The following is a 23,620-nucleotide window of genomic DNA, read 5'->3' on the forward strand; positions in this document are numbered from 1 at the left end:
TTGTTTAGTTAACAGGGAGCTTTTCCGGCTTACCCGGTTTTATTTCTTGAACCCAACCGAACAATACCGTGATAGGAAATCTGATACATAAACTGACACAACGCAACAACCGGGAGGTTACCGGGAAGGAGGTAGATAAAATGAGTAAGGTCAGCGAAAAGGTCAGCAGTGTCATTGAACAAAGTAATTACCTCAGCCGGGACCTGAGCTGGCTGAAGTTTAACGAGCGTGTGTTGGATCAGGCCCGCAGCCTCGACCGAACCCTGATGGAGCGGCTGAAGTTTCTGGCTATTACGGCCTCCAACATGGACGAGTTCTTTACCATCCGCGTCGGGAGTTTATACAATTATCTCGACTACGGCAAAGAACGGGTCGATTACTCCGGTTTGCGCGAGGTGCCCTTCCGCAAGGCCTTGCTGACAGCCGCCCAGCAATTCAGCAAAGACCAGCACCAGGTCTTTCTGGAGGAGCTGCTGCCCTTGTTTGTCAAAAACGAACTCCGGCTGGTTTACCACGACGAATTGTCGGCCGAGGAGCAGCAGCAGGCCGAGGGTTATTTCGACCGGACGATCTACCCGATGCTGACGCCGATGCTGTACGACTACACGCATACGTTTCCGGTGCTGTTGCCGAAGGTGCTGATCTTTGGCGTAGTCACCAAAAACCCCGATCAGCCACACGCCCACGAAGATGATCACCAGCGACTGTCGTTTGTGCAGATACCCGCCAACCTGCCCCGGTTCATGAATTTTGAGCGGGAAGACGAGGTGCTGTTTTTGCCTATTGAAGAGATTGTCAGGCAGCATATTAAGAAGCTGTATCGAAATGTCGAAATTCTGTCGGCAAACCTGTTCCGGATTACCCGTAACGGTGATTTTACGCTGGAAGAGAGTGATGATATTGAAGCTGATTTTATTGACGAAATCAAGCAGAAGATCAAGAACCGCCGGCTGGGCCGGGTCGTTCGCGTTGAGCTGGAAGCCGGCCGGCAGGGGCCAGGCCAGGAGTGGATGGTGAATCTGTTGAAGAAGCGCTGGGAGATTGACGATTATAATCTGTTTGAAACGCCTTCGCTGATCGACTACACTAGTTTGTGGCAGATTATTCGCCATCCGGATTTCAAAGAAGAACTGCCGGCTCCGCATCCGCCCGTACCCCCGCTAGGCCTGGAGCGGGAGAAGGTGACCGATATTTTTGAAACCATGAAGGAGCGGGACATCCTGCTGCATCACCCATACAACAACTTTGAACCGGTACTTCAACTGCTGGAGCAGGCGGCTGAAGACCCGAACGTACTGGCTATTAAGCTTACCATCTACCGACTGGCCAAACGCTCCCGGATTACCGAGGCCCTGCTGAAAGCTGCCGAAAACGGCAAGCACGTGTCGGTATTGTTTGAGGTCAAAGCCCGCTTTGACGAAGAAAACAACATCCGCGAAGCGCAGCGGCTGCAAAAGGCCGGCTGCTTTGTGATCTACGGCATCAGCCGCTTCAAGACGCATACCAAGCTGTTGCTGGTGGTTCGGAATGAGGGCAACCGCGTGGTGCGCTACGCCCACCTGTCGAGCGGCAACTACAACGAAGAAACTGCCAAGCTGTATACTGACATTGGTCTGCTGACCACGAATGAGGTGTACACCCAGGATATTTCGGAGTTCTTCAACGTAATCACCGGCCACTCGCTGCCAAACGAGTATCAGTACCTCATTACGGCCCCGCGCGACATGCGCAAGCAGTTGATTAACCTGATCCGCTGCGAGGCCGAGAACGCGCAGAAGGGGCTGCCCAGCGGCATCTGTATCAAGCTAAACTCGCTGGAAGATCAGGAAGTTATCGATGAACTTTATAAAGCTTCGCAGGCGGGGGTACGTATCCGGCTCATCGTTCGGGGCATTTGCTGTCTGCGGCCGCAACGCCCCGGCCTAAGCGAGAATATCACCGTGCGTTCGCTGGTCGGCGATTTTCTGGAGCATACCCGCGTGTTTTATTTCCACAACAACGGCGACCCGAAAGTGTACGGGGGCAGCGCCGACATAATGGTCCGCAGCTTCGACCGGCGCATTGAATCGCTGTTTCTCCTGGCTAACCATCGGGTTAAGCAGGAGGCTATTCAGATTCTCCAGTACAACCTGCTCGACAACATCAATGCCTACGAGCTGAAAGAAGACGGCGATTACAAGCGTTGTCAGGTAGACGATGGTGGTGAGCCGTTCAATATTCAACAAAAGTTCTTCGATTTGACCGAAGACGAAGTGATGAGCGCCGGCTTATTCAACGATGTTCCGGCGCAGGAAGCGGTACCGGATGAAGTAGAAGAGCACGACGAGGAAGAGGTGCATTGAACAGCCTGAACCCTCAAAGCAAAGCCCGCGGAATAGACCTCCGCAGGCTTTGCCTTTTTATGCGTTGCCTGACCGCACAAACCGCAGTACGTCGCTGATAAACCGGTCGTGTTAAGTCTCATTCATCTCTTTTTTTTCGTTTAGCAGAAAGTTCGCAAATGGAACTGCTGAATGCAACCAGTTAGTAAGACCAAAGCCGATGATGCGTCTGATCTTTCGGTGGGGTTTACTCATTATGTTTGTATCTTCGCAGGCTTTTGCTGTAAACTGTACACCTGAAAACTTACGAATCACTTAATGAACCGTTTCACCGGATTAATCGGTATTGTTCTGATCCTGGGCGTTGCCTACGCGTTATCAAATAATCGAAAAGCCATAAATTACCGTACGGTGGGTGTGGGCCTGCTGCTCCAGTTTGGCCTGGCGGTATTTGTTTTGAAAACAGAAGCCGGCCAGCAGATCTTCCAATGGCTAGGGTACAACATCGACCGGCTTCTGCGGAAAGCCGGTAAAGGCGCTGAATTTGTTTTCTCTCCGCTGGTGAAGCCGGAGATCCTTGGCCGGGTATTTGGGCCGGAAAACAACTTTATCTTCTTCTTCCAGATTATTCCAACCATCATCTTCGTGGCGGTACTGGTCAATATTTTCTACCACCTGGGCGTCATGCAGCGGGTAGTAGCGGTTATGGCCCGCGTGATGAAATGGCTGATGGGCGTCAGCGGTGCCGAAGCCCTCTCTAACGTGTCGAGTACATTTGTGGGGCAGGTGGAGGCCCAGATTATGATCAAGCCGTACCTGAAAGGCATGACCATGTCCGAACTGCTGGCATCCATGTCGGGGAGCTTTGCCTGCATTGCGGGTGGGGTATTGGCAGTCTACATTTCGCTGGGCGTTCCGGCTCCGTACCTGCTGGCGGCCAGTATCATGGCGGCTCCGGGCGCATTGGTGATCAGTAAAATTGTGATGCCGGAAACAGAAGTATCCGAAACGCAGGGAACAGTTCGGGTAGACATCAAGAAAAATCACGCCAACCTGCTCGATGCCATTGCGGCCGGGGCCAGTGAGGGCCTGAAAGTAGGATTTAATGTGGTAGCGATGCTAATCGGCTTTATCGCTCTGATTGCCTTGCTGGATAGCCTGTTGTTCCGGCTGGGTTATTATGTGTTTGGCATGACCAACCTGAGCCTGAACTTTCTGCTGGGTAATGTATTTTCGGTGTTTGCCTGGGCTATGGGTGTTCCCGCCAAAGATATTCAGGCGGCCGGTGCGCTGATGGGGACCAAAATGGTGGTCAATGAATTTGTAGCGTATCTGGATCTGGTAAAAGTTAAAGAGACCCTTGACCCTAAAACGGTAGCTATCACCAGTTTCGCGCTCTGTGGGTTCGCCAACTTTTCATCCATTGCTATTCAGGTAGGTGGGATTGGCGAACTGGCCCCGACACGTCGGAGCGACCTGGCGCGGCTAGGCTTTAAGGCACTGATCTGTGGTACGCTGGCGTCGTATATGTCGGCCACGTTGGCGGGGTTGCTTCTTTAAGTTTTTAATCGCATCGGCGGACCGGCGCAAAGGCGCAAAGGAGTACGCCAAGGTCGCAAAGGTTTTCTCTGCGAACTTGGCGTTTTTCTTTGCGCCTTTGCGGTTAAAGTAAAACATAATCTTCCAATATTTACATGTCAATCCACAACGGAAGAACTCAACATGCTACAGACTAAACTTATTCCCCGTACCGCATCGGCTCACGAGCCACCTATGCTGATAAAGAGCTTACTAGCCCAGTCGCTGAAGTACGAACCGCAGCGCGAGATCGTTTACCGCGACCTGTTCCGGATGAATTACCTTGAGTTTAACCGCCGGGTGCGCCGGCTGGCCAATACGCTGACGGCCCTGGGCGTAAAGCCGGGCGATACCGTAGCCGTTTTCGACTGGGACAGCCACCGCTATCTGGAGTGCTTCTTCGGCATAACCGGCATCGGGGCCATTCTGCATACCATTAACGTCCGGTTGTCGCCGGGGCAGATTCTATACACCATGAACCATGCCGAGGATAAGCTGGTGCTGATTCATGAGGACTTTCTGCCCCTGCTGAACGCCGTAAAAGCCGACCTGACCACCGTTGAGAAGTACGTGCTGATTACGGATAAAGTGTACGCGGATTCAACCGTCGGCAATACCGTACCCGATGGATTTGAGGGTGAATACGAAACGCTGCTGGAAAAGGCCTCTGATGAATACGACTTCCCGGACTTCGACGAAAATACCTGGGCCACTACGTTCTACACAACCGGCACCACAGGTAATCCCAAGGGCGTTCACTTCTCGCACCGGCAGTTGTTTATGCACACGATGGGGCTGCTGACCTATGTCTCCGGTTACGAGTGCGTATCGTTTAAGTCTTCGACGGATGTGTATATGCCCATTACGCCTATGTTCCATGTGCATGCCTGGGGCTTCCCGTTCCTGGCAACCATGCTGGCGGCTAAGCAAATTTATCCGGGCCGCTATGAGCCGGAGATGCTGCTGAGGCTGTTGGTGAAAGAGGGTGTAACGCTTTCGCACTGCGTACCGACAATCCTGCAAATGCTGGTCAACAGTCCGGCCGCGCAGCAGTTTAAACCCCAACTGAGCCGCTGGAAAGTAATCATTGGCGGTTCGGCTCTGACCCAGGGCTTAGCCAAAGCAGCCCTGGAGTTAGGTATTCAGGTGTGCGCCGGCTACGGCATGTCCGAAACCGCCCCCATCATGTCGGTTACTTACCTGAACGACGAAGAGCGGCCGTTGCCCATTGGCGAGCAGGTAAACCTCCGCATCAGAGCCGGCCGGATTGCGCCGTTTGTTGACCTGAAACTGGTTGACGACCATGGCAACACGGTGCCGCATGATGGTCATTCGGTGGGTGAACTGGTGGCGCGGGGACCCTGGATGACACAGGGGTACTACAAAGAGCCGGAGCAGTCGGAAAACCTCTGGCGCGACGGCTGGCTGCATACAGGCGACGTAGCCAGCATCAGCCCCGACAACTGGATACAGATTGCCGACCGGACCAAAGATGTGATTAAATCCGGTGGCGAGTGGGTATCTTCCCTGGCGATTGAAGACCTGCTGTCGCGGGTAGAGGGCGTGGCCGAATCCGCCGTGATTGGCCTGCCCGACGACCGTTGGGGCGAGCGGCCACATGCCCTCATTGTGCTGAAGCCGGACTATACCGGCAAAGTGACACCGGCTCAGATTCGAGCCAGTTTGCAACAGCAGGTTGAGCAGGGCGACATTAATAAATGGTATGTACCCGACCGGGTTATTTTTGTGCCGGAAATACCAAAAACAAGCGTCGGCAAGATCGATAAGAAGAAGATTCGCTCGGAAATGCGGGAGATTATTCTGAATGCGTAAAAGACTTTTTAGCATAAATAGCGCGAGGGATGGTGTAGCATTCGCAACTTTGCACCATCCTCCGCGCTATCTGCTTTTATTATGACCCGAATTGGCCTGCTCTCCGACACCCACAGCTATTTAGACCCTCAGGTATTCGACTATTTTAAAGATTGCCACGAAATCTGGCATGCCGGCGATATAGGTGCCCCGCAGGTACTGGAGCAGTTAAAGGCGTTTAAACCGGTGCGAGCCGTATCGGGAAACATTGATGCGAAGAACGAGTGGGACTGGCCGGACAATCTGCGTTTTACCCTGGAGGGACTCACTGTCTGGATAACGCATATTGGTGGGTCACCGCCCGGCTACAACCCGATTGTCAGGCCGCTTTTACGGGCCAATCCGCCTGACATCTTCGTGTGTGGCCACTCCCATATTCTGAAAGTGGCCCGCGACCCAAAGCTGAATAATTTGCTGTACATCAATCCCGGTGCGGCCGGCAAGACCGGCTTTCACCAGGTGCGCACCTGTATCCGTTTCACGCTCGATGCCGCCCGCATAAGCGGTATGGAGGTGATTGAGTTGGGGCGGAAGTAGAACGGAGTTGTACTCCGTTTTTGGGGTGGCAGAAACGGAGTACAACTCCGTTCTACACGCCCTACTGCCACCCACCCCCAAGTGACCGGTATAAATCAATCAGCGAGTTGTACTGGGCCTGCCGGGTCCGGATGAAGCCTAACTCGGCGTTCAGTACGCTGCGCTGGGCGGTAATCACCTCCAGGTAGGAGGCATACCCGCTGCGAAACAGATCGTTGGAGATAGAAACAGCCCGCTCCAGCGCGTCAACTTCTTTCGCCTGAATGTCGGCTACCTGGCGATAATTATCAATGCCTTTCAGGTTGGTCACTACTTCGCTAAAGCCGGTCTGGATACGTTGCTGGTACCGGTACAAGGCTTCGCGACTCTGGGCGACCGAATAGTTATAATTAGCTCTGAGCGGTCGGCGGTTAAAAACCGGGGCTGCCAGGCCTCCCAGCACCCCCGCAGCCAGCGAAGCCGGATCAAACAGGGTAGTGGCTCTGAACGAATTCAGACCAACATACGGCGTTAAGGTCAGCGACGGTAGAAACTGGAGCCGGGCTACTTCCACATCAATATGCGCAGCTTCCAGTTCCAGCTCAGCCTGCCGGATGTCGGGCCGGCGACGCAGCATCTGCGCCGGAATACCAGCGGCCACGGTGGCGGGTAGCTCCTGGTCGTTTATCGTTTTGCTTCTCGGAATTGGCTGGGGGTAACGTCCCAGCAGCCGGTTCAACTGATTTTCGGTCTCCACAATCTGTTGCTGCACCTGTATCTCCAGACTGCGTGTTCCCAGCAACTGCGCCAAAAACTGCTGTACGGCCAGTTCGGTTACCCGCCCGGCCGCTTTCTGTACATCCACCAGTTGCACCGCTCGTTCCTGTAACGCAATATTCTGGCGAATGATATTCAGCTCGCTATCCAGCGCGATCAGGCCGTAATACAGCCTGGCCACTTCGGCAACCAGCGATGTTTTGACCAGATGACGCCCCTGCTCAGACGCCAGAAACCGCACAAAGGCCGCTTTTCGCCGGTTCTTCAGCTTGCCCCAGATGTCAATTTCCCAGGAGCTCCTCAGCCCCAGAAAGAAATCAGGCGTGGGGTTGGGAATACGCCGGTCGGTACCAATGTTATCCGACAAATTGGTGTCGTAATTACCAACGCCATTCATGGTGTACTTGCCAAACCTCTCTACGCCGGCCGAGCCGGCAGCATTCACCGCAGGCAGTAAGGCGGCCCGGTTTACGTCAAAAGTGGCGCGGGCCATCTCGATGCGCTGCGTGGCAATCCGCACATCCAGGTTATTGGCCAGGGCGGTATCAATCAGTCGCTCCAGGTCGGCGTCGGAGAAGAACGCTTTCCAGGTAAGGTCACCGACACTGGTCGAGTCTGCACTCCCGATAAACGAAACCGGGTGTGCGGGTGCTTTGGGCCGTTGCGTAGGCGCATAGACCTGACAACTGCTCAGGAGCAGCAGAAAAAGAAACGCATAGACAGAACGATATTTATTTGCTGACAGTAGCACCATTAACGTGATTTTGGGTGAATACAGGAACCTGATCTGACTCCGCGTCTTGCGGGTGTTTCGGCTTAAACCGCTCAGCCAGTTTGGCGAACAGCACATACAGGCCGGGAATCAGGAAGAGCCCGAAAACTGTGCCGATAAACATACCGCCGGCGGCTGCCGTACCAATGGAGCGGTTGCCTAACGCACCGGCTCCCGACGCAATACACAGCGGAATCAGACCGGCAATAAAAGCAAAGGACGTCATCAGAATCGGGCGCAATCGCGCCAGGGCACCTTCCAGGGCTGCTTTTACGATGGGCAGGCCCTCCTTCTGCCGCTGATTGGCAAACTCGACAATCAGAATGGCGTTTTTACCCAGCAGACCAATGAGCATGACCAGGGCTACCTGCGCATAGATGTTGTTTTGCAGACCCGCCAGTTGCAGGCATAGGAACGAGCCGAACACGCCGGCCGGCAGCGACAGCAGCACCGACAGCGGCAGGAAAAGACTCTCGTACTGCGCTACCAGCAGCAGATACACGAATACCAGACAGATAATGAAGATGTACATCGCCTGGTCACCCGAGGCAATTTCCTCGCGGGTCATACCGGTCCACTCGTAGGTATAGCCGCGCGGCAGTTTTTCTTTTGCCACTTCCTGCACGGCCTTGATGGCATCCCCGCTACTGTAGCCGGGTTTGGGCTCCCCGGTAATCATAGCTGAAGTAAACATATTGTACCGCGTAAGCTGCTCGGGACCGTAGACCCGCTCCAACCGGATAAAGTTCGATAAGGGGACCATTTCACCCGCTTCATTCTTGACGTGTAGCTTGAGTACATCTTCCGGCTTGGCCCGATAACTGGGCGGAGCCTGCACCATCACTTTATACAGCTGATTGAAACGAATGAAATTAGACGCGTAAAAACTGCCCATCAGCGTTTGCAGGGTATTCATGACCGTTTCAATAGATACCCCTTTCTGCGCAGCTTTATCCTGATCCACATGCAGCAGATACTGCGGAAAGCTGGGGTCAAAGCTGGTGAAGGCGTTGTTGATTTCGGGACGCTGATTAAGCGCTTCAATAAAGCCTTTTGTCACAGTGGCGGTCTTTTGCAAATCGCCATCTACGGTGCGGTCCTGAATGCGCAGTTCAAACCCGCTGGCGTTACCAAACCCAGGTACCGTAGGCGGTGAAAAGTACTGAATGCTGGCGTCGGTAATGTGTTTGGTTTTTCCCTGGAGTTCGGCAATAACATCATCGACCGAAGCAGTCCGTTCGTCCCAGTTCTTCAGGTTCACCATCCCCATACCATACGAGGCACCCGCACCATCGGTCATCAGGCTTAAGCCCGCCAGCGTCGACACGTTTTCCACCGCTTCCATCTTGGACGCTACCTCCTGCACCTGATCCATGACTTTTTCGGTCCGCTCGACCGTAGCGCCTGAGGGGGTGGTGACGTTGACATAAATCATCCCCTGGTCTTCCGTCGGAATAAAGCCGGTTGGGAGAATGGTACTGATACCCCAGGTTCCGATAACAAACAAGGCCAGGACGCTCAGCGTCACCGTCCGGCGGTTTATGAAAGGCCGCAACGCACCCCGGTACTTGTTGGCCAATGAGTCGTACGCCTGATTAAAACGGGTGAAGAAACGGCTTGACAGACCCTTCTGCTCCCCGTGCATCGGCCTGAGCAACAGAGCACATAGGGCGGGCGTCAGCGTCACCGCATTAATACCCGAAATGACAATGGATATAGCCAGAGTCAGCGAGAACTGCCGGTAGAAGATACCCACCGGCCCCGACAGAAATGCTACGGGTATAAACACCGCCGACATCACCAGCGTAATGGCGACGATGGCCCCGCTGATTTCGTTCATGGCCGCAAACGTAGCCGCCCGGGCAGATAAATGCTTTTCATGCATCTTGGCGTGTACAGCCTCGACCACCACAATGGCGTTATCGACCACGATACCAATGGCCAATACCAGCGCGAACAGCGTAAGCAGGTTAACGGAGAACCCAATCACACCCATCAGCGCAAACGTACCCACCAGAGCTACCGGTACGGCCAGGGCACAAATCAGCGTAGCCCGCCAATCCTGCAGGAAGAGGAACACCACGATGAATACCAGAATGAAGGCTTCAAACAGGGTGCGTACTACCTCGTGAATGGATGCGTCCAGGAACCGCGACACATCGTAAGCGAAATTATAGTTCATGCCGGGCGGGAAGGTTGTCTCCTTTAACTCGGCCATGCGTTGCTTTACATTGGCAATAACCTCCCGCGCATTGGAGCCCGGACGTTGCTTGAGCATGATAGCAGCCGACGGACGCCCGTCGGTCTTGGAAAGCACGTTATAGTCCTGCGAGCCGAACTCAACATCGGCAATATCCTTCAGACGCAGAATGGAGCCATCGGCGTTTGTGCGAATAACCAGGTTCTCGTATTGGTCTTTATCGATGAACTTACCGGTGTAGCGCAAGACGTATTGCAACTCCTGCGGGTCCCGGTCGGCGCTCTCGCCGACTTTACCCGGAGCGGCTTCTACGTTCTGTTTCCGGATTGCGGCAATCACCTCGTCGGTTGAAACCTCATAACCCGTCATCAGGTCCGGTTTTAGCCACACCCGCATCGAATATTCCCGCGAACCCATAATCTGGGCAAAGCCCACTCCATCAATCCGCCGGAGTTCCTTCAGGATATTGATGTCGGCAAAGTTGTAGATGAATTTCTCGTCGATGGTCGGGTCGTCGCTGACCAGGTTGAGGTAGAGCAGCATACTGTTTACCTCTTTCTCTGTAGTCACCCCGGCTTTGATTACCTCCTCCGGAAGCTCATCAAGTACCGTAGTAACCCGGTTCTGCACGTTAACGGCCGCCAGATCGGGGTCGGTGCCTACCTTAAAGGAGATTTGAACAAGGGTGGTGCCGTCGTTGCCCGATACCGAGGTCATGTACGTCATGCCCGGCACTCCGTTGATGGCTCTTTCCAGGGGTAACGCCACGGCTTTGGCTCCAACCTCGGCGTTGGCGCCGGTATAAGAAGCCGTAACGACCACCGAAGGCGGTACAATATCAGGGAATTGCGTTACGGGTAAATTCATGAGCGACACGATGCCCAGCAGCGTAATCATCACCGAGATGACGGCCGAGAGCAACGGTCTTTTGATGAATGTATTAAACATAAATACGATTTGGGATGTGGGAACGGTACGCCGTCGCGGGTCGGATTTTGGATTTGCTGTAGCAAGCATACTGAGCGCTGCTTTTCCAAAACCTGATTCCTAGTCTTGAGAGAGAGAGATAAGCCTTACTTACTCACTCATTCACTTTTTTGCTCTTTCACTCTTTCGCCGAAGCAACCAGCGCCGGAATGCTATCGGACGGAACAGGCTTGGGAACAATCTGCATACCTTCGCGAATGCCTTGAATTCCTTCGTAGACGATTCGCTCGCCCGGCTTTAACCCAGATTTCACCAGGTAAAATTTGTTGTGCCGGCCACTCGGAACAAAGCTTCTCATTTTAACTTTGTTGGAGTCGCCAACCACAAAGACATAGTTCTTGTCCTGAATCTCAAAAACGGCTTTTTGCGGCACCAGCAGCGCATTCTCTACCTCATTGGTCAGGCGGATACGGCCGGTAGCGCCGTGTTTGAGCAGCCGATCGGGATTGGGAAAGCGGGCGCGGAACGCCAGTGTACCGGAGTTCTCCTCAAACATGCTTTCCATGGTTTCAATTTTACCCTTATGCGCATAAGGGGTGTTATCGGCCAGTCGCAGGTCTACCTGGTTATTCCAGCCCGAGGGCCCCTGCCGTTTTTTGATGTATTCGAGGTATTCTTTTTCCGATACGTGGAAGTACACGTAGACTTCTTTAATGTCGGAAATAGTTGTCAGCAGCGCACCTTCGTCAATCAGGCTACCGCGTTTGAAGGGAATACGATTGATAACACCATTGAACGGAGCCCGGATGCTGGCCTGAGCCAGTCGTAAGGAAGCATTGGCTTTAGCCGACTCGGCTTCCTCAATGGCTGCTTTGGCGGCATCCAGTTTCGCCTTTACTACTTTCAGTTCCGACGGGGAGATTACGTTGTTGTTTACCAGCAACCGAACCCGCTCCAGTTGCACCTCGGCTGCTTTAGCACCCGCGGTTGCACTTTTCAGCGCAGCATTCGCCCGGGAAACGGCCATCTGGTATTCGGCCGGGTTAAGCTGGAAAAGCAGTTGACCTTTGCGGACGACCTGCCCTTCATCGACAAGAATTTTATCGAGAAAGCCCGATACGCGGGCGCGGAGTTCTACGTTCCGGACAGCCTCTAAATCCCCGACGTATTCCCGTTCGAGAGTAGTTGACTGGGTAGTAAGCCGAACGACAGGTAATATCCGTTCTTGAGTTTGTGTTTCTTTTTTTCCTTTGGCCGAACAGCCAATCAGGAGAGTTCCTATAATCAGCAACGGTATGACTGAATGCGTTTTCATAAAGGGTATCTGGTTGAATAAGTAATGATTTGTACCATTGGTGGGTAATATGGAGGGTGTTGTATTGGGTAAGCCCTACAACAGCTAATCTGAAGGAATAGCCATAACCTGTTGGTGTTTCTGACGAGCCGGCATTAAAGCCAGCCTTTCAGGAGATAGGTTATATGCTGAATGTAGATTAATTACAAATAACCGGCGTTTGAATTAGTAGCAGCTTAGAACTAGATTAGTATCTCATTAGAAAAATTCTAATCAAGGGCCGCTCTGTTACTAAAAGTTGGGGAGGAGGGGAGTCTGGTGGAATACACCAGAAAGACCGGTTGCAAAAGTACGTAACCGAGCCCTGGGTTTGGTGACCAATCCAGCGCCTGAAATCGTTTTCATTCATGTCCAGGAAGCCGGATAAGACATGTTGGGATTCGGCGGATTCGGATTGACCTTCAATTGACTCATCAGTCTGCAGGTTAACCTGCGAAACCAGCACCATTTTGCGCCGGATGGGCGGACGCTGGCGCTTCTTTTTGTAAATATCCGGGGTGTACGTCTGAATGGTTAGCTTGTTGATGTGGTTGGGTGATTCAGGCACCGCATAGGGGGCACTGAAAGCGGAATAACACGCTAACAGCAAGAGAACTGTTATATGAATAACACCTTTCATCTTTCCCTTTTTTAGGTGGAGAAACCCGCCTGCCTCTTCAGGATAAATAGTATTTTATCTTGAAGTTAATTAGAGATTTTCTAATAATTGACAGAGAAAGTGGCTTTTTTGACGTTACCTACTCATTTTAACCAAATAATTCTGATAAAAGTTGGAATATTTTTATTTGCCCAACAGCCGGAATTCATTCCGGCTGTTGGGCACCCTGCCTTATGTATTAGCTATAACAGCCGGAATGTAATTCCGGGGTACGAGGGCTTACAACGGTATCTGCTCAAACTTCACCGCTGGTTGACTTTCGTCTTTGAAGGCTTTGCGGGGGCGGATGTTCAGCGTCTGGAACATTTGCCTGTCCTGGTCTTCTTCCGGGTTTGGCGTGGTCAGCAGCTTGTCGCCGGCGAAGATGGAGTTGGCACCGGCCAGAAAACACAGGGCCTGTTCCTCTACACTCATCCGCACACGACCGGCCGACAGACGCACCATCGCTTTCGGCATGATAATACGAGCGGTGGCAATCATCCGAAGCATTTCCCAGACCGATACGCGGGGCTGGTCTTCCAGCGGGGTCCCTTCTACCGGCACCAGCGCATTCACCGGCACCGATTCGGGGTGTTCGGGCAGCGTCGCCAGCGTATGCAGCATACCGATGCGGTCCTGGTGCGACTCGCCCATGCCGATAATACCGCCGGAGCAAACGGATATGCCGGCCTGACGAACGTTCCCAAGCGTATCCAGCCGATCGTCGTAGGTACGGGTGGAGATAATGTCGCCGTAGAATTCCTCGCTGGTGTCGAGGTTGTGGTTATAGGCGTACAGACCGGCGGTCTTCAGCTTCTGGGCCTGCTCATCGGTCAGCATACCGAGCGTGCAGCAGACTTCCATACCCATGGCGTTTACGCCTTTCACCATATCCAGCACCTTGTCGAAGTCGCGGTTATCGCGAACTTCGCGCCAGGCGGCACCCATACAAAAGCGGGTACTGCCGGCATTTTTGGCGTGTTCGGCTGCGGTCAGCACTTCAGCTACTTCCATCAGTTTATGCACCTTCACGTTGGTATGGTAGCGGGCGGCCTGCGGGCAGTAGGCGCAGTCTTCGGGGCAGCCGCCGGTCTTGACCGACAGCAGCGTACAGACCTGCACTTCCTGCGGGTCGTGGTGCTGGCGGTGAATGGTAGCGGCCCGGTAAATCAGGTCCAGAACGGGGGAATTGTATATCTCGGCGATTTCGGCGCGGGTCCAGTCAGTACGTAATGTAGTCATGCAATCACAATCTCAGTGTTGAAAACTCTTGTTAAGCGTAGCCAAAAATAGGAAGTCTTTGGTAGGAAGCCAAAATACCGCTTCACCGGAACAAAAAAGCCCCGGCCTAGTCAGACCGGGACTTTTGTTCCCCTCACTCAACTCGAAACACAAGAACCACAGATATATACGAAAAATTGTTGCGCTTAGATTGGTATCCATAAAGAAAATTAGCCCGGCAATGTAGCCGGGCTAATCTAACCGTCATCATCTTTAACGCGCAAGCACAACCGTGCGCTTTCAGATGCTCCTTGCAACAATACATACGTAAAAACCGGCCGGAGCGTTGCGTCGGACAAAAAATCATTTCATACCGAACAGGAACCGGGTCACCTTAAAAGGGCGGATCAGCAGCAGATAGATGCCCACACATGCGACCAGGGATGTTAAACTCACGACCAGAAAACCATCGTACACCCCGAGCCCGGTTTTTGTCAGGATCTGATAGCCAATCAGCACAATAATCGTCTGGTGCAGAATATAGAACGGGTAGACGGCCTCATTTAATTTCGGCAGTATCGGCCGGTTAACATTCAGATAGCGATAGCCATACGCAATGGTAGCCAGCACCGACGAAACCATGAGACAGAGGCTGTTGGTGAAGAAGGTAAAATCGACCCAGAACAACTCATCAATCTGCTGAGGAGTGTACCAGATTCGCATACCGTATAAGATAACGGTAAACACGAGGGTTGCCGCCAGAAAAATCCGGCGCTGGTCGGTCAGCACCTGCCAGAATGAACGCCGGCTAATAAGCACATAGCCAAACCAGAACAGCAGCAGATTCTCCACAAAATACGCCCAGTCGTTAACCAGCGCGTGCGTTTCGTCGGGGTAAAACGGACGCGTCAGGTACTGGCTGGCAATGATAGTCAGGCCCATCAGCCACAACGCACCACCGGGCCGGGCAATCAGGCGACCGATACGATCTGTAAAGCGCTGCCCACGTTCACCGCGAAACCAGCGAAACACCGGAATGCTGACGAGCGAGTACAGAAACAGATAGGCCACAAACCACAGGTGATGCCAGCTAAAGGCTCCGCCCTTACCGCCGTCTTCGTAAGGTACAAAGTCAAAGACATTCGGGTAAAATTCGACATAGCTTCCGGCGAACCGATCCCGAAATACCCACTCCGTGTAAATCTGGGGTGGTACAATCACAAACATGCCAAACACCAGCGGAAAGAACAGCCGCCTGGTACGCTCCCAGGCATATCGGCCAAATGGGGAAGTAGGGATATCCCCCTTCGGTCGCCGGTTCAGGGCGAAGTAGGTGCCGGCGCCGGAGATGAAGAACAGCAGCGGCATCCGCCAGCGATGCAGCCACCGCATCACATTTTCAAAAACCAGACTGGTTTCGGTACTCTGGATATGCCAGCCCCAGCGAACATAAATCATACCCGTGTGGTAAAACAGCAGAGTCAGGATGGCGATGACCCGCAGCCAGTCGAGGTCGTAGCGACGGACGCTGGATAGAGGTAGAGGAGATGCTTCGGTTGGTGTGGGGCTTATTTGCGTTTGCATTGGGTAAACGTGGTTTGGTTTTGATGGACCAAAAGTGGCAGGGCAAGCGCTTAAAACAGCCATTTTCCGATAATAACGAAGTTCGCGCCGACCGGGACGAAGAAGAAACAGCTTTACCCTCGGCCATTCACCTCCCGCCCCCGGCCCGAACCGTCGGACCGTCCCTGCCTGTACTGCGCCGGGGTCTGGCCTGTAATGCGTTTGAAGGCGGTATGAAATGCTGAGGTCGAATTATAGCCGACGCGTTCAGCTATTTCGTCGATCTTCAGGTTGGTCGTAGCCGGGTCCTGTAGTAGCTTCTGCGCTTCCTGCACCCGGTAGGTGGCCAGCAGATCGAAGAAGCTTTGGTTGAGCCGGTCGTTCAGCAGTTGAGAGAGGTGGTGCGATGAGGTGTTCAGCCGCTGCGCCAGTTTCGGCAGCGACAGGTCTGCTTCCAGGTACGGCTTTTCGCTGGTCATCAACCGGGTCAAGCCATTCATCACAGCTTCTTCTTTTTCCTCCGAAAGCGATGACTTTTCGTACTTCTTTCGCGGTTCCGGTGCGGTGGCGGGCTGAGGAGCTTCTTTGAAAAAGTCGGAGCCGCGCATGACCAGCAGACTGGTGGCGTAAATGGTGACGGTGGCGTAGCAGGCAATCAGGTAATCGCCGAGATCATTGTGAAACTGCGGCTTTACCAGCACGATGACCAGTGGAAACAGGAGAAACAATAACGAAAGGTTTCGCAATTGCGCCAGCCGGGTGGGCGTACGGCTCCAGAGTGTCTGATTTTCGCGCCGGAAAGCGTTCCGAATCGCCAGCAGCGACAGAATGGCATAAATCAGACAGCTCAACAGGGTTAGCTCGTTGATGTAATCACGCAGGCGGGTGAAATCTTCGGGCAAATACGGCTCGGAATGAATAAAGGAGAGTTCCGGGTGATAGGAGTTCAGGTAGGAGTTGTATTTGAACTCAACCGGCTGATATAACCAGGTTACGGCATTGAATACCCAGATAACAAACGGGATCAGATGCCATGCCCAGCGTTGAGGAAGTCGTTGCTGAAGCTTTGACGCAATAAAAAAGAAAAAAAGCGGACCTATCAGAAAATTAACCGGCTCGGAGAAGTCGACAAACGCCAGCAACCGGAACATGTAATTGGTGTAGCACAGAAAGATCTCTGCCGTAATCGCCGATAACCCCAGCATAAACCAGCCAAGGCAGCGATTGGAGACAAGTTTACCCCGACTCCCGGTCAGAAAGAATACGCCCAGGAACAAAGCCTGCGCCACCCCAACCAGGATAATCAGAGCGAACAAATCAATGTGTACCGGCTGGAACTGCATACGTGGGCTAAGATACGAAAATACCCCCAACCCCCTGAAGGGGCCGGGGGTATCTGCGCTCTGCTTGTCTGCGTTTGCAACGCGATACGGGTGAGGTTCGCATTGGTAATGCGATTAAAGGCTTTTGCTTGAGGTGATACTCGCGTCGCAGACGCTGACCTCGCCCGTCCCACGATACAATCGCGGACGAACAAGGCGAAAAATTACCGGATTGTCAGTTCAAACGGCATTCGGGCCTGAATACCTTCCAGGTTTTTCAGCTTCTTCATGTACTTGAGGTACGGAGCTGCTTCGCCTAACTGGCTGTTGATGCGGGCTTCTTCTTCGTCGCTCAGGGTGTTGAAAAAGCGCTCCATAAAGCTGCGCTTCTCCGGAATAAACCGCAGGCGGTAATCGCCGTCTTTCAGGCCGGCGTCTTTGGCGGCCAGTTTTACAGCCTCGTCCAGGCCACCCAGTGCATCGATCAGACCGTTGGCTTTGGCCTGTTCGCCCGACCATACGCGGCCGGAAGCCAGCGCCTTCAGGCTATCGACCGACATTTTACGGCCCTGGGCCGCTTTGGTGGTAAATACATTGTAGGTTCGCTCCACACTTTGCTGAATGATATTCTTTTCAAACTCCGACATCTCGTGGGTTACCGAGGGGAAATCGGAATATTTGTTGGTCGTAACGCGGTCGTAGGTAATGCCCAGTTTTTCTTTAAAGAAGTTCTGCGCGTTGAACAGCATACCAAATACACCGATAGAACCGGTGATGGTATTCGGGTAAGCCACAATACGCCGGCAACCCATAGCCATGTAATAGCCACCCGACGCGGCATAATCGGACATGGAGGCCACTACCGGCTTCACCTTGTTGGTCAGGGTAATTTCGCGCCACATTACATCGGAGGCCAGCGCACTGCCCCCCGGCGAGTTGATACGCAGCACCACGGCTTTAACTTTATCGTCCAGCCGGGCTTTGCGGAGCTGCTCAGCTACTTTGTCGGAGGCTATATTATCCCGGTCGTTGTCTTTGCCGGAAACAATCTCCCCTGACGCCACTATGACGGCAATGCGGTTGCGGCTGTTGCCATCCAGGACATATTTTTTGGCCTTGCCGTATTTGCCCAGCGAGATATAGTTAATCTTCTTGTCCCCGGCAATGTCCAGCTTTTGGCGCAATTCGTTTTCCACTTCGTCAAAGTAGGCAACGCGGGTCACCAGTTTAGCCCTCTGCGCATCAGCTGCGGTTTGAATGCTCAGGTTATCGGCCAGTTTTTGCAGATCGGCGAGTTGCAAGCCCCGGCTTCTGGCCACATTTGCCATAAAATGGTTGTTGAGAGAGTTCAGGAACGACGCCGTCTGTAACTTGTTAGGCTGGCTCATGTCTTCCCGGATAAACGGCTCCACGGCGCTTTTAAACTCGCCTACTCTGAAGATCAGGGGCTTTACGCCCAGCTTGTCGAGGGTGCCTTTAAAGAACATATACTCGCCTTCCAGACCGTTCCATTCCAGGCTACCAATGGGATTGAGGTATATATTATCGGCGACAGACGCAACGTAATAGCCCTTCTCCGACATATTCTCCCCGTAAGCATAGACAAACTTCTTCGACTGCTTGAAATCGATCAGGGCGTTGCGCACCTCTTCGAGCGAGGCCCAGCCGGCTTGTGGGGATTCCGTTTTCAGGTAAATGCCTTTGATGTTCGGGTCAGCTTTGGCGTTGGCCAGCGCTTTGCGTAGTTCTATAAGGCCCATGACGTTACCATCTGAGGTAAACGGCAGCAGTTCGGCAAAGGGGTTGTCTTCGCCGATTTCGCGGATGGGGTTATCCAGATCGAGTTTCAGGACGGATTTTTCGCTGACACTTACCTGCTTGTCGGAGGCCATCGAGATCACCGACGCTATCCCAAACAGCAGCATAAAACTAATGAAGGAAAATAATAGCAGGCCGACAATAGTGGCCAGAACATATTTCAGAAACTGTCGCATGAAGGGTATTTACAAGAATATGATACTTAGGCAGTAACAAATTTAACTGATAAAAGTACTCCCGGACCGGAAAAGTGTTAAAAGTGCAGAAAGAGGGATGAAAGGTTCTGTTACGGGGTGGAGAAAGACTAAAAAAACAAGAGGCAGGTTACCGCCAGGCCCTGACAGCGCAACCCACCTCCTGCAATCCTGATACGCTAAACTTACAAAGAAAGCTGCGCGTAATCGTCCATAGCGGTCCGGATCACCTCTAGTGCTTCTTCCCGGCCATAGACATTGGCCAGTTCCATCACCGCCGGCTCGTCGGGCAGGTTTTTATAGGTCAGAAAATAGTGGCGTAGCCGTTTTACCACCATTTCGGGTAACTGGCTCAGTTCTGTAAACTGCTGGTACATGGAGTCGCCCTTGAGTACCGCAATAATTTTGTCGTCGGCTTCGCCTTTATCGATCAGCCGGAAGCCGCCGATAGGAATAGCCTGCAGAATAATGTCGCCGTGGGTGATTTCGCGCTCCGTCAGCACACAGATATCCACCGGGTCACCGTCTCCTTTTTCAACTCGCTTTCCCGCTTTCTCAGAAGCCAGCCGGGCAATACCGTCGCCACAGTAGGTTTGCGGCACAAAGCCGTATAGCGCCGGAATAATATTGGAGTACTGCTGCGGCCGGTCAATTTTCAGGTAACCGGTTTCTTTGTCGATCTCATACTTGACCGTATCGGTCGGTACAATTTCGATGAAGGCGGTCACAATATCCGGGGCTTTGTCGCCGGGAGATATGCCGTGCCAGGGGTGTGCTTTGGAAGTAGTCTTTGCCATTCGTTCAACAAATTCGCTGAGCATTCGTCAAGTTGGATAAAGTTAAAAATAAAAGGTCATGTCAGACGTACTGACATGACCGTATAAAAATACAGACGGGCAAAATTACACGGAAATCTTGTCGGAAAAACCTATTTTCTCGGCAATCAGGTAATCGCCCGTTTTGTTGGAGTTCTGCCGCACCAGCATTTCGCCGACAAATCCGGCCAGAAATAATTGTACACCCAGGATAATGGCTACCAGGGCAAAAAAGAACAGCGGATTGTCGGTTACGTTCCGGTAGCGCAGCCCCTGGGCAATATTATACAGCTTCTCGCCTAAGAGCCATAGGGAAATTACCGTACCGATAAAGAACGAGAGTGTACCAAACCCACCAAAAAAGTGCATGGGTCGCCGGCTGAATTTCTGCACAAAGGCAATAACCAGGATGTCCAGAAAGCCGTTGATGAAGCGATCCAGCCCAAATTTGGTCGTACCATATTTACGGGCACGGTGCTGTACTACTTTCTCACCAATGCGGCTGAAGCCGTTCCATTTAGCTACCATCGGCAGGTTGCGGTGCATTTCGCCGTAGAGGTTCATCGATTTGACCACCGGCAGCCGGTATGCTTTCAGGCCGCAGTTAAAATCATGCAGGTGTACCCCCGATACCCAGCGCGAGACGGCATTGAAGAGCTTGGTCGGCAGGGTTTTGCTGAGGGGGTCGTAGCGTTTCTGCTTCCAGCCCGATACCAGATCGTAGCCGTCTTCGGTCACCATCCGGTACAGTTCCGGTATTTCGTCGGGGCTATCCTGTAGGTCGGCATCCATGGTAATGACCACGTTCCCCTTAGCCGACTGAAAACCCGTTTGCAGGGCAGCCGTTTTGCCGTAGTTCCGGCCGAAGCGAATGGCCCGCACGTTGGGGTTAATACCCGACAGGTGCTCGATCACCGCCCAGGAGCGGTCCCGGCTGCCATCGTCGATAAACAGGATTTCGTAGGTATAATGGTGTTCCGTCATTACCCGAACGATCCAGTCGTGGAGTTCGGGTAACGATTCCTCTTCGTTCAGGAGGGGGATCAGCACCGATATGTCAAGCTGCTCGGCCATGCCAGTTTAGGGTATCCGAAGACCTGTTAACGTATAAAAGCTGGTTGCTCAGATAGTAAACAATATTTAAACGCAAAGTACACAAAGGTTCGCGCAAAGATGTCAGAAAATCAGGTAAAAGTCTGTCAGCAACGCCCGAAATGGTTGGGTGTACGTTCGGCCATCCGGCTCGTAAATGTCCAGCGTTTCATCAACCACGTTCCCTTCCTGATACGCAAAGCCGGTAATGAGCCGGAATACCGGTTTGCGAACATGGTGGCGCAGGTGCAGCCGCCGGAACGGCTTTAGCCCAACCGTTGCCGCCTGCCGGGCCAACTGACCCGCTTCGTAGGGCGGCAGCAATATCCACCACTGCCCGTCCTGCTTCAGTAACCGCACCACGGCCTCAATCAGTTCCGTACCCGGCAGATCGTCCGTATGCAGTGCCCGGTTCACAGCCGCATCGGGCGAGCGGAGGTGGTTGGTGTAGAACGGGGGATTGGTGAGAATGCGATCGTAGACCCTGGCCGGCGCAAACGCCTGAACCCTGCTTTGCACCACCCATACCCGTTCGGTAAAGGAACTGGCGGCTACATTCTCCCGGGCTTGCTGAGCAGCAGCTTCGTCAATCTCCACGGCATCGATCAGGGCAGTTTCGTTCCGCTGGGCCGCCATGAGTGCCAGCAGGCCCGTGCCGGTGCCAATATCCAGAATCCGGCCCCCCACACCCACATCGGCATACGCGCCCAATACGCACGCATCCGTACAGACCTTCATGGCCGTGCGGTCCTGCCGGATGGTGAATTGTTTGAAGCGAAACATAAAGGAGTTAAGAGTGATGAGTTACGAGTTAAGAATTAAAACGTCGGCTTATGATAACGTTTGGTGCGTCAGCTAACGCATTAGTCTTTAACTCATAATTCCTTTCATTTTCTTCCAAAATCTGCCGGATTTTCCCCCCAATGTGTTGTTTCCCATTTGAGGATGGGGTTGGCGAAGCGGTGGGTTTGCAGCCATTTTTCGGCGCGGGCGAGCAGGTCGAACAGTTCCTGATTGCGGGGGGTGGGGTCGAGTTTGGTATTGGCTTTCTTTTTCTGGACCCAGCCGATGGCGGTGCGGGAGTCGGAATAGATGGGAATATTGCTGTGCTTCTGGTCCAGCAGGGCCAGGGCGTGAACAATAGCCAGAAACTCGCCGATGTTGTTGGTGCCGTCGGCGTAAGGACCCATCCGGAAGATGGTTTGTTTGGTGGGCAGGTAAATGCCCTGGTACTCCATATCGCCGGTGGCAGTGTTCCAGGCGGCATCCACCACTACGCTGTCGGGTATGGGCTTGCCAACAATACCGGGTAACTTGCCCTGTGTGCCGGCTTTCTGCGGTGCGCCAATGTGCAGGTGAGGCTTTTCGGAAAGGGCTTTTTCGGCCAGGCTGCGGCTCTCGAACGATTTGTAGAGGGCTCCGTTAAACCCTTCGATCTGGGCCTGGCAGTCGGCCCAGCTATCGTACACGCCTGGTTGCTTCCCTTTCCAGACGACGTAATATTTTGGCGATTTGGCCATGTACTCCTTGCTTGCTCAGGGGGCAAAGTTACAGTTTTCACCGCTCAGAAGCAGCTATCGCTTCCGGTAAACGCACTGTGTGTTATCCGATGCGCGGTAATAAGACTTGTAGTTCAGCGCCTTCGGATCGGTGCAGCCTTTCAGGTTCAGCAGCTCTACTTTGCGAAAGTCGATGGCGTGGCTCTCACTCTGGAGAGCAATGTAGCCTTCTGCCAAAAGCGTATTGTCTTTTTTGATCCAGTAGTCGGGGTTGGGCACATGAGCCTGGACGAAGTCGTATTGCTTGCTGACGTAGCCGCCCCCGATGCGTGGTTTTTCGTAAGTAAGTACCGTATCACCGGCAATAATGTGGTGAATGATGGAGTCACCAAGCACCAGCGCTTCTACCGTTACCCACTGGTCCCCGTCGTAGGTTTTTGAATCGGAGTCAATGCAGTGGGCCGGGTTTACTTTTCCATTCATCTCCACAATGGTACCGGGGGTACACAGGTTGGCGGTATGCCGTTCGCCTTTCCCTAAACCGCCCAGCAGTTGGATCTCCAGTGAGATCGGAAAATCCTGGTCCTTACCCAGGCTTTGCGCCGACTGCGAGTGAATCATCACTCCGCTGTTCCGGTTGTTCCAGGTGGCTCCGCCCGGTAGCTGGTTGCCGATAAACCGGTACTCAAACCGCAGCAGGTAGTAGGAATAAGGCTTTTTGTAGTAGATGTGGCCATACTTATTGTCGAAATTCTGGTACTGATCATACGCAATCCGCAGCATCCCGTTCTCGACCCGGAACGTGTTTTTGTAGTTCTCGTTCAACGCGTGACCGGCAATCTTGATGTCCCAGCCGCTCAGGTCTTTGCCGTTGTACAACTGAATCCACTCCTGGCGGGAGGGGTTGTTTTGGGCGAGGGAGGGGAGACAGGCGATAAGGAGTAAAGAGAAAAGGAGAAGGGGTATAATGAATAGTTTCATTGGGAAAACAGGGGGCTTAGGCATTTACAGTATAAGTGAGACGCTGGTTTCGTCTACTCTCTCCGGAAGAGTTCGGAGTAGACATACAGTCGACTTTTGCATAGGCACGCAAGTAATCAGAATTTCACTATTTACCGAATAGTAAATCATACTTTCATAGC

17 protein-coding genes are annotated in these 23,620 nt (G+C 53.0%); 4 read left to right on the plus strand and 13 right to left on the minus strand.

Features of this window, described 5'->3' with window-relative positions:
• Window positions 1–140: 140 nt before the first annotated feature.
• The 4 genes from ppk1 to ABD931_RS24885 all read left to right on the plus strand — a co-directional run bounded on the left by ppk1 (window position 141) and on the right by ABD931_RS24885 (window position 6,308).
• Window positions 141–2,342, plus strand: coding sequence for a polyphosphate kinase 1 (gene ppk1, locus ABD931_RS24870; protein WP_345270843.1), 2,202 nt, complete (start codon window positions 141–143; stop codon window positions 2,340–2,342).
• Window positions 2,343–2,639: 297 nt separating this feature from the next.
• Window positions 2,640–3,881: a NupC/NupG family nucleoside CNT transporter gene (locus ABD931_RS24875; RefSeq protein WP_345270731.1), complete on the plus strand. Its 1,242-nt coding sequence runs from the start codon at window positions 2,640–2,642 to the stop codon at window positions 3,879–3,881.
• A gap of 162 nt (window positions 3,882–4,043) precedes the next feature.
• Window positions 4,044–5,732, plus strand: a complete 1,689-nt coding sequence (locus ABD931_RS24880) for a fatty acid--CoA ligase (protein WP_345270732.1) — start codon at window positions 4,044–4,046, stop codon at window positions 5,730–5,732.
• 81 nt (window positions 5,733–5,813) lie between these two features.
• A complete protein-coding gene (locus ABD931_RS24885; RefSeq protein ID WP_345270733.1) occupies window positions 5,814–6,308 on the plus strand; it encodes a metallophosphoesterase family protein in 495 nt (164 codons plus the stop codon).
• A 61-nt stretch (window positions 6,309–6,369) separates the two neighbouring features.
• Here the strand turns inward: ABD931_RS24885 and ABD931_RS24890 are convergent, their stop codons facing one another.
• The 13 genes from ABD931_RS24890 to ABD931_RS24950 form a co-directional block, all read right to left on the minus strand.
• Window positions 6,370–7,818, minus strand: coding sequence for an efflux transporter outer membrane subunit (locus ABD931_RS24890; RefSeq protein ID WP_345270734.1), 1,449 nt, complete (start codon window positions 7,816–7,818; stop codon window positions 6,370–6,372).
• Window positions 7,796–10,984, minus strand: coding sequence for an efflux RND transporter permease subunit (locus ABD931_RS24895; protein WP_345270735.1), 3,189 nt, complete (start codon window positions 10,982–10,984; stop codon window positions 7,796–7,798). The genes ABD931_RS24890 and ABD931_RS24895 overlap by 23 nt, the downstream gene beginning before the upstream one ends.
• A gap of 157 nt (window positions 10,985–11,141) precedes the next feature.
• The gene (locus ABD931_RS24900; RefSeq protein WP_345270736.1) at window positions 11,142–12,278 is read right to left on the minus strand and encodes an efflux RND transporter periplasmic adaptor subunit; all 1,137 of its coding nucleotides are present in this window, start codon (window positions 12,276–12,278) and stop codon (window positions 11,142–11,144) included.
• Window positions 12,279–12,504: 226 nt separating this feature from the next.
• Window positions 12,505–12,906, minus strand: coding sequence for a hypothetical protein (locus ABD931_RS24905; protein WP_345270737.1), 402 nt, complete (start codon window positions 12,904–12,906; stop codon window positions 12,505–12,507).
• A 288-nt stretch (window positions 12,907–13,194) separates the two neighbouring features.
• Window positions 13,195–14,196: a biotin synthase BioB gene (gene bioB, locus ABD931_RS24910; protein WP_345270738.1), complete on the minus strand. Its 1,002-nt coding sequence runs from the start codon at window positions 14,194–14,196 to the stop codon at window positions 13,195–13,197.
• A 342-nt stretch (window positions 14,197–14,538) separates the two neighbouring features.
• Complete coding sequence (locus ABD931_RS24915) at window positions 14,539–15,759, minus strand: acyltransferase family protein (protein ID WP_345270739.1); 1,221 nt, start codon at window positions 15,757–15,759, stop codon at window positions 14,539–14,541.
• Between the two features lie 113 nt (window positions 15,760–15,872).
• Window positions 15,873–17,081, minus strand: coding sequence for a helix-turn-helix domain-containing protein (locus ABD931_RS24920; protein ID WP_345270740.1), 1,209 nt, complete (start codon window positions 17,079–17,081; stop codon window positions 15,873–15,875).
• 203 nt (window positions 17,082–17,284) lie between these two features.
• Complete coding sequence (gene sppA / locus ABD931_RS24925) at window positions 17,285–19,054, minus strand: signal peptide peptidase SppA (protein WP_345270741.1); 1,770 nt, start codon at window positions 19,052–19,054, stop codon at window positions 17,285–17,287.
• A 203-nt stretch (window positions 19,055–19,257) separates the two neighbouring features.
• Window positions 19,258–19,893, minus strand: a complete 636-nt coding sequence (locus tag ABD931_RS24930) for an inorganic pyrophosphatase (protein WP_345270742.1) — start codon at window positions 19,891–19,893, stop codon at window positions 19,258–19,260.
• An 81-nt stretch (window positions 19,894–19,974) separates the two neighbouring features.
• On the minus strand, window positions 19,975–20,961 hold the full coding sequence (locus tag ABD931_RS24935) for a glycosyltransferase family 2 protein (RefSeq protein ID WP_345270743.1): 987 nt from the start codon (window positions 20,959–20,961) through the stop codon (window positions 19,975–19,977).
• Window positions 20,962–21,063: 102 nt separating this feature from the next.
• Complete coding sequence (locus ABD931_RS24940) at window positions 21,064–21,762, minus strand: tRNA1(Val) (adenine(37)-N6)-methyltransferase (RefSeq protein ID WP_345270744.1); 699 nt, start codon at window positions 21,760–21,762, stop codon at window positions 21,064–21,066.
• A gap of 104 nt (window positions 21,763–21,866) precedes the next feature.
• On the minus strand, window positions 21,867–22,499 hold the full coding sequence (locus tag ABD931_RS24945) for a ribonuclease H1 domain-containing protein (protein WP_345270745.1): 633 nt from the start codon (window positions 22,497–22,499) through the stop codon (window positions 21,867–21,869).
• A gap of 54 nt (window positions 22,500–22,553) precedes the next feature.
• Entirely contained in the window at window positions 22,554–23,459 is a 906-nt protein-coding gene (locus ABD931_RS24950; protein WP_345270746.1) for a 3-keto-disaccharide hydrolase, read from the minus strand.
• Between the last annotated feature and the right edge of the window lie 161 nt (window positions 23,460–23,620).

Origin of the sequence: Nibrella viscosa (assembly GCF_039541875.1) — a bacterium.
GTDB lineage: Bacteria > Bacteroidota > Bacteroidia > Cytophagales > Spirosomataceae > Nibrella > Nibrella viscosa.

What these genes read in the sequence shown, in the direction of transcription:
- ABD931_RS24915 (WP_345270739.1), bottom strand. Translation starts at nt 15,759, where the DNA reads ATGCAAACGCAAATAAGCCCCACACCAACCGAAGCATCTCCTCTACCT.
- ABD931_RS24880 (WP_345270732.1), top strand. Translation starts at nt 4,044, where the DNA reads ATGCTACAGACTAAACTTATTCCCCGTACCGCATCGGCTCACGAGCCA.
- ABD931_RS24875 (WP_345270731.1), top strand. Translation starts at nt 2,640, where the DNA reads ATGAACCGTTTCACCGGATTAATCGGTATTGTTCTGATCCTGGGCGTT.
- ABD931_RS24885 (WP_345270733.1), top strand. Translation starts at nt 5,814, where the DNA reads ATGACCCGAATTGGCCTGCTCTCCGACACCCACAGCTATTTAGACCCT.
- ABD931_RS24900 (WP_345270736.1), bottom strand. Translation starts at nt 12,278, where the DNA reads ATGAAAACGCATTCAGTCATACCGTTGCTGATTATAGGAACTCTCCTG.
- ABD931_RS24920 (WP_345270740.1), bottom strand. Translation starts at nt 17,081, where the DNA reads ATGCAGTTCCAGCCGGTACACATTGATTTGTTCGCTCTGATTATCCTG.
- ABD931_RS24940 (WP_345270744.1), bottom strand. Translation starts at nt 21,762, where the DNA reads ATGTTTCGCTTCAAACAATTCACCATCCGGCAGGACCGCACGGCCATG.
- ABD931_RS24895 (WP_345270735.1), bottom strand. Translation starts at nt 10,984, where the DNA reads ATGTTTAATACATTCATCAAAAGACCGTTGCTCTCGGCCGTCATCTCG.
- ABD931_RS24945 (WP_345270745.1), bottom strand. Translation starts at nt 22,499, where the DNA reads ATGGCCAAATCGCCAAAATATTACGTCGTCTGGAAAGGGAAGCAACCA.
- bioB (WP_345270738.1), bottom strand. Translation starts at nt 14,196, where the DNA reads ATGACTACATTACGTACTGACTGGACCCGCGCCGAAATCGCCGAGATA.
- ppk1 (WP_345270843.1), top strand. Translation starts at nt 141, where the DNA reads ATGAGTAAGGTCAGCGAAAAGGTCAGCAGTGTCATTGAACAAAGTAAT.
- ABD931_RS24950 (WP_345270746.1), bottom strand. Translation starts at nt 23,459, where the DNA reads ATGAAACTATTCATTATACCCCTTCTCCTTTTCTCTTTACTCCTTATC.
- ABD931_RS24935 (WP_345270743.1), bottom strand. Translation starts at nt 20,961, where the DNA reads ATGGCCGAGCAGCTTGACATATCGGTGCTGATCCCCCTCCTGAACGAA.
- sppA (WP_345270741.1), bottom strand. Translation starts at nt 19,054, where the DNA reads ATGCGACAGTTTCTGAAATATGTTCTGGCCACTATTGTCGGCCTGCTA.
- ABD931_RS24890 (WP_345270734.1), bottom strand. Translation starts at nt 7,818, where the DNA reads ATGGTGCTACTGTCAGCAAATAAATATCGTTCTGTCTATGCGTTTCTT.
- ABD931_RS24930 (WP_345270742.1), bottom strand. Translation starts at nt 19,893, where the DNA reads ATGCTCAGCGAATTTGTTGAACGAATGGCAAAGACTACTTCCAAAGCA.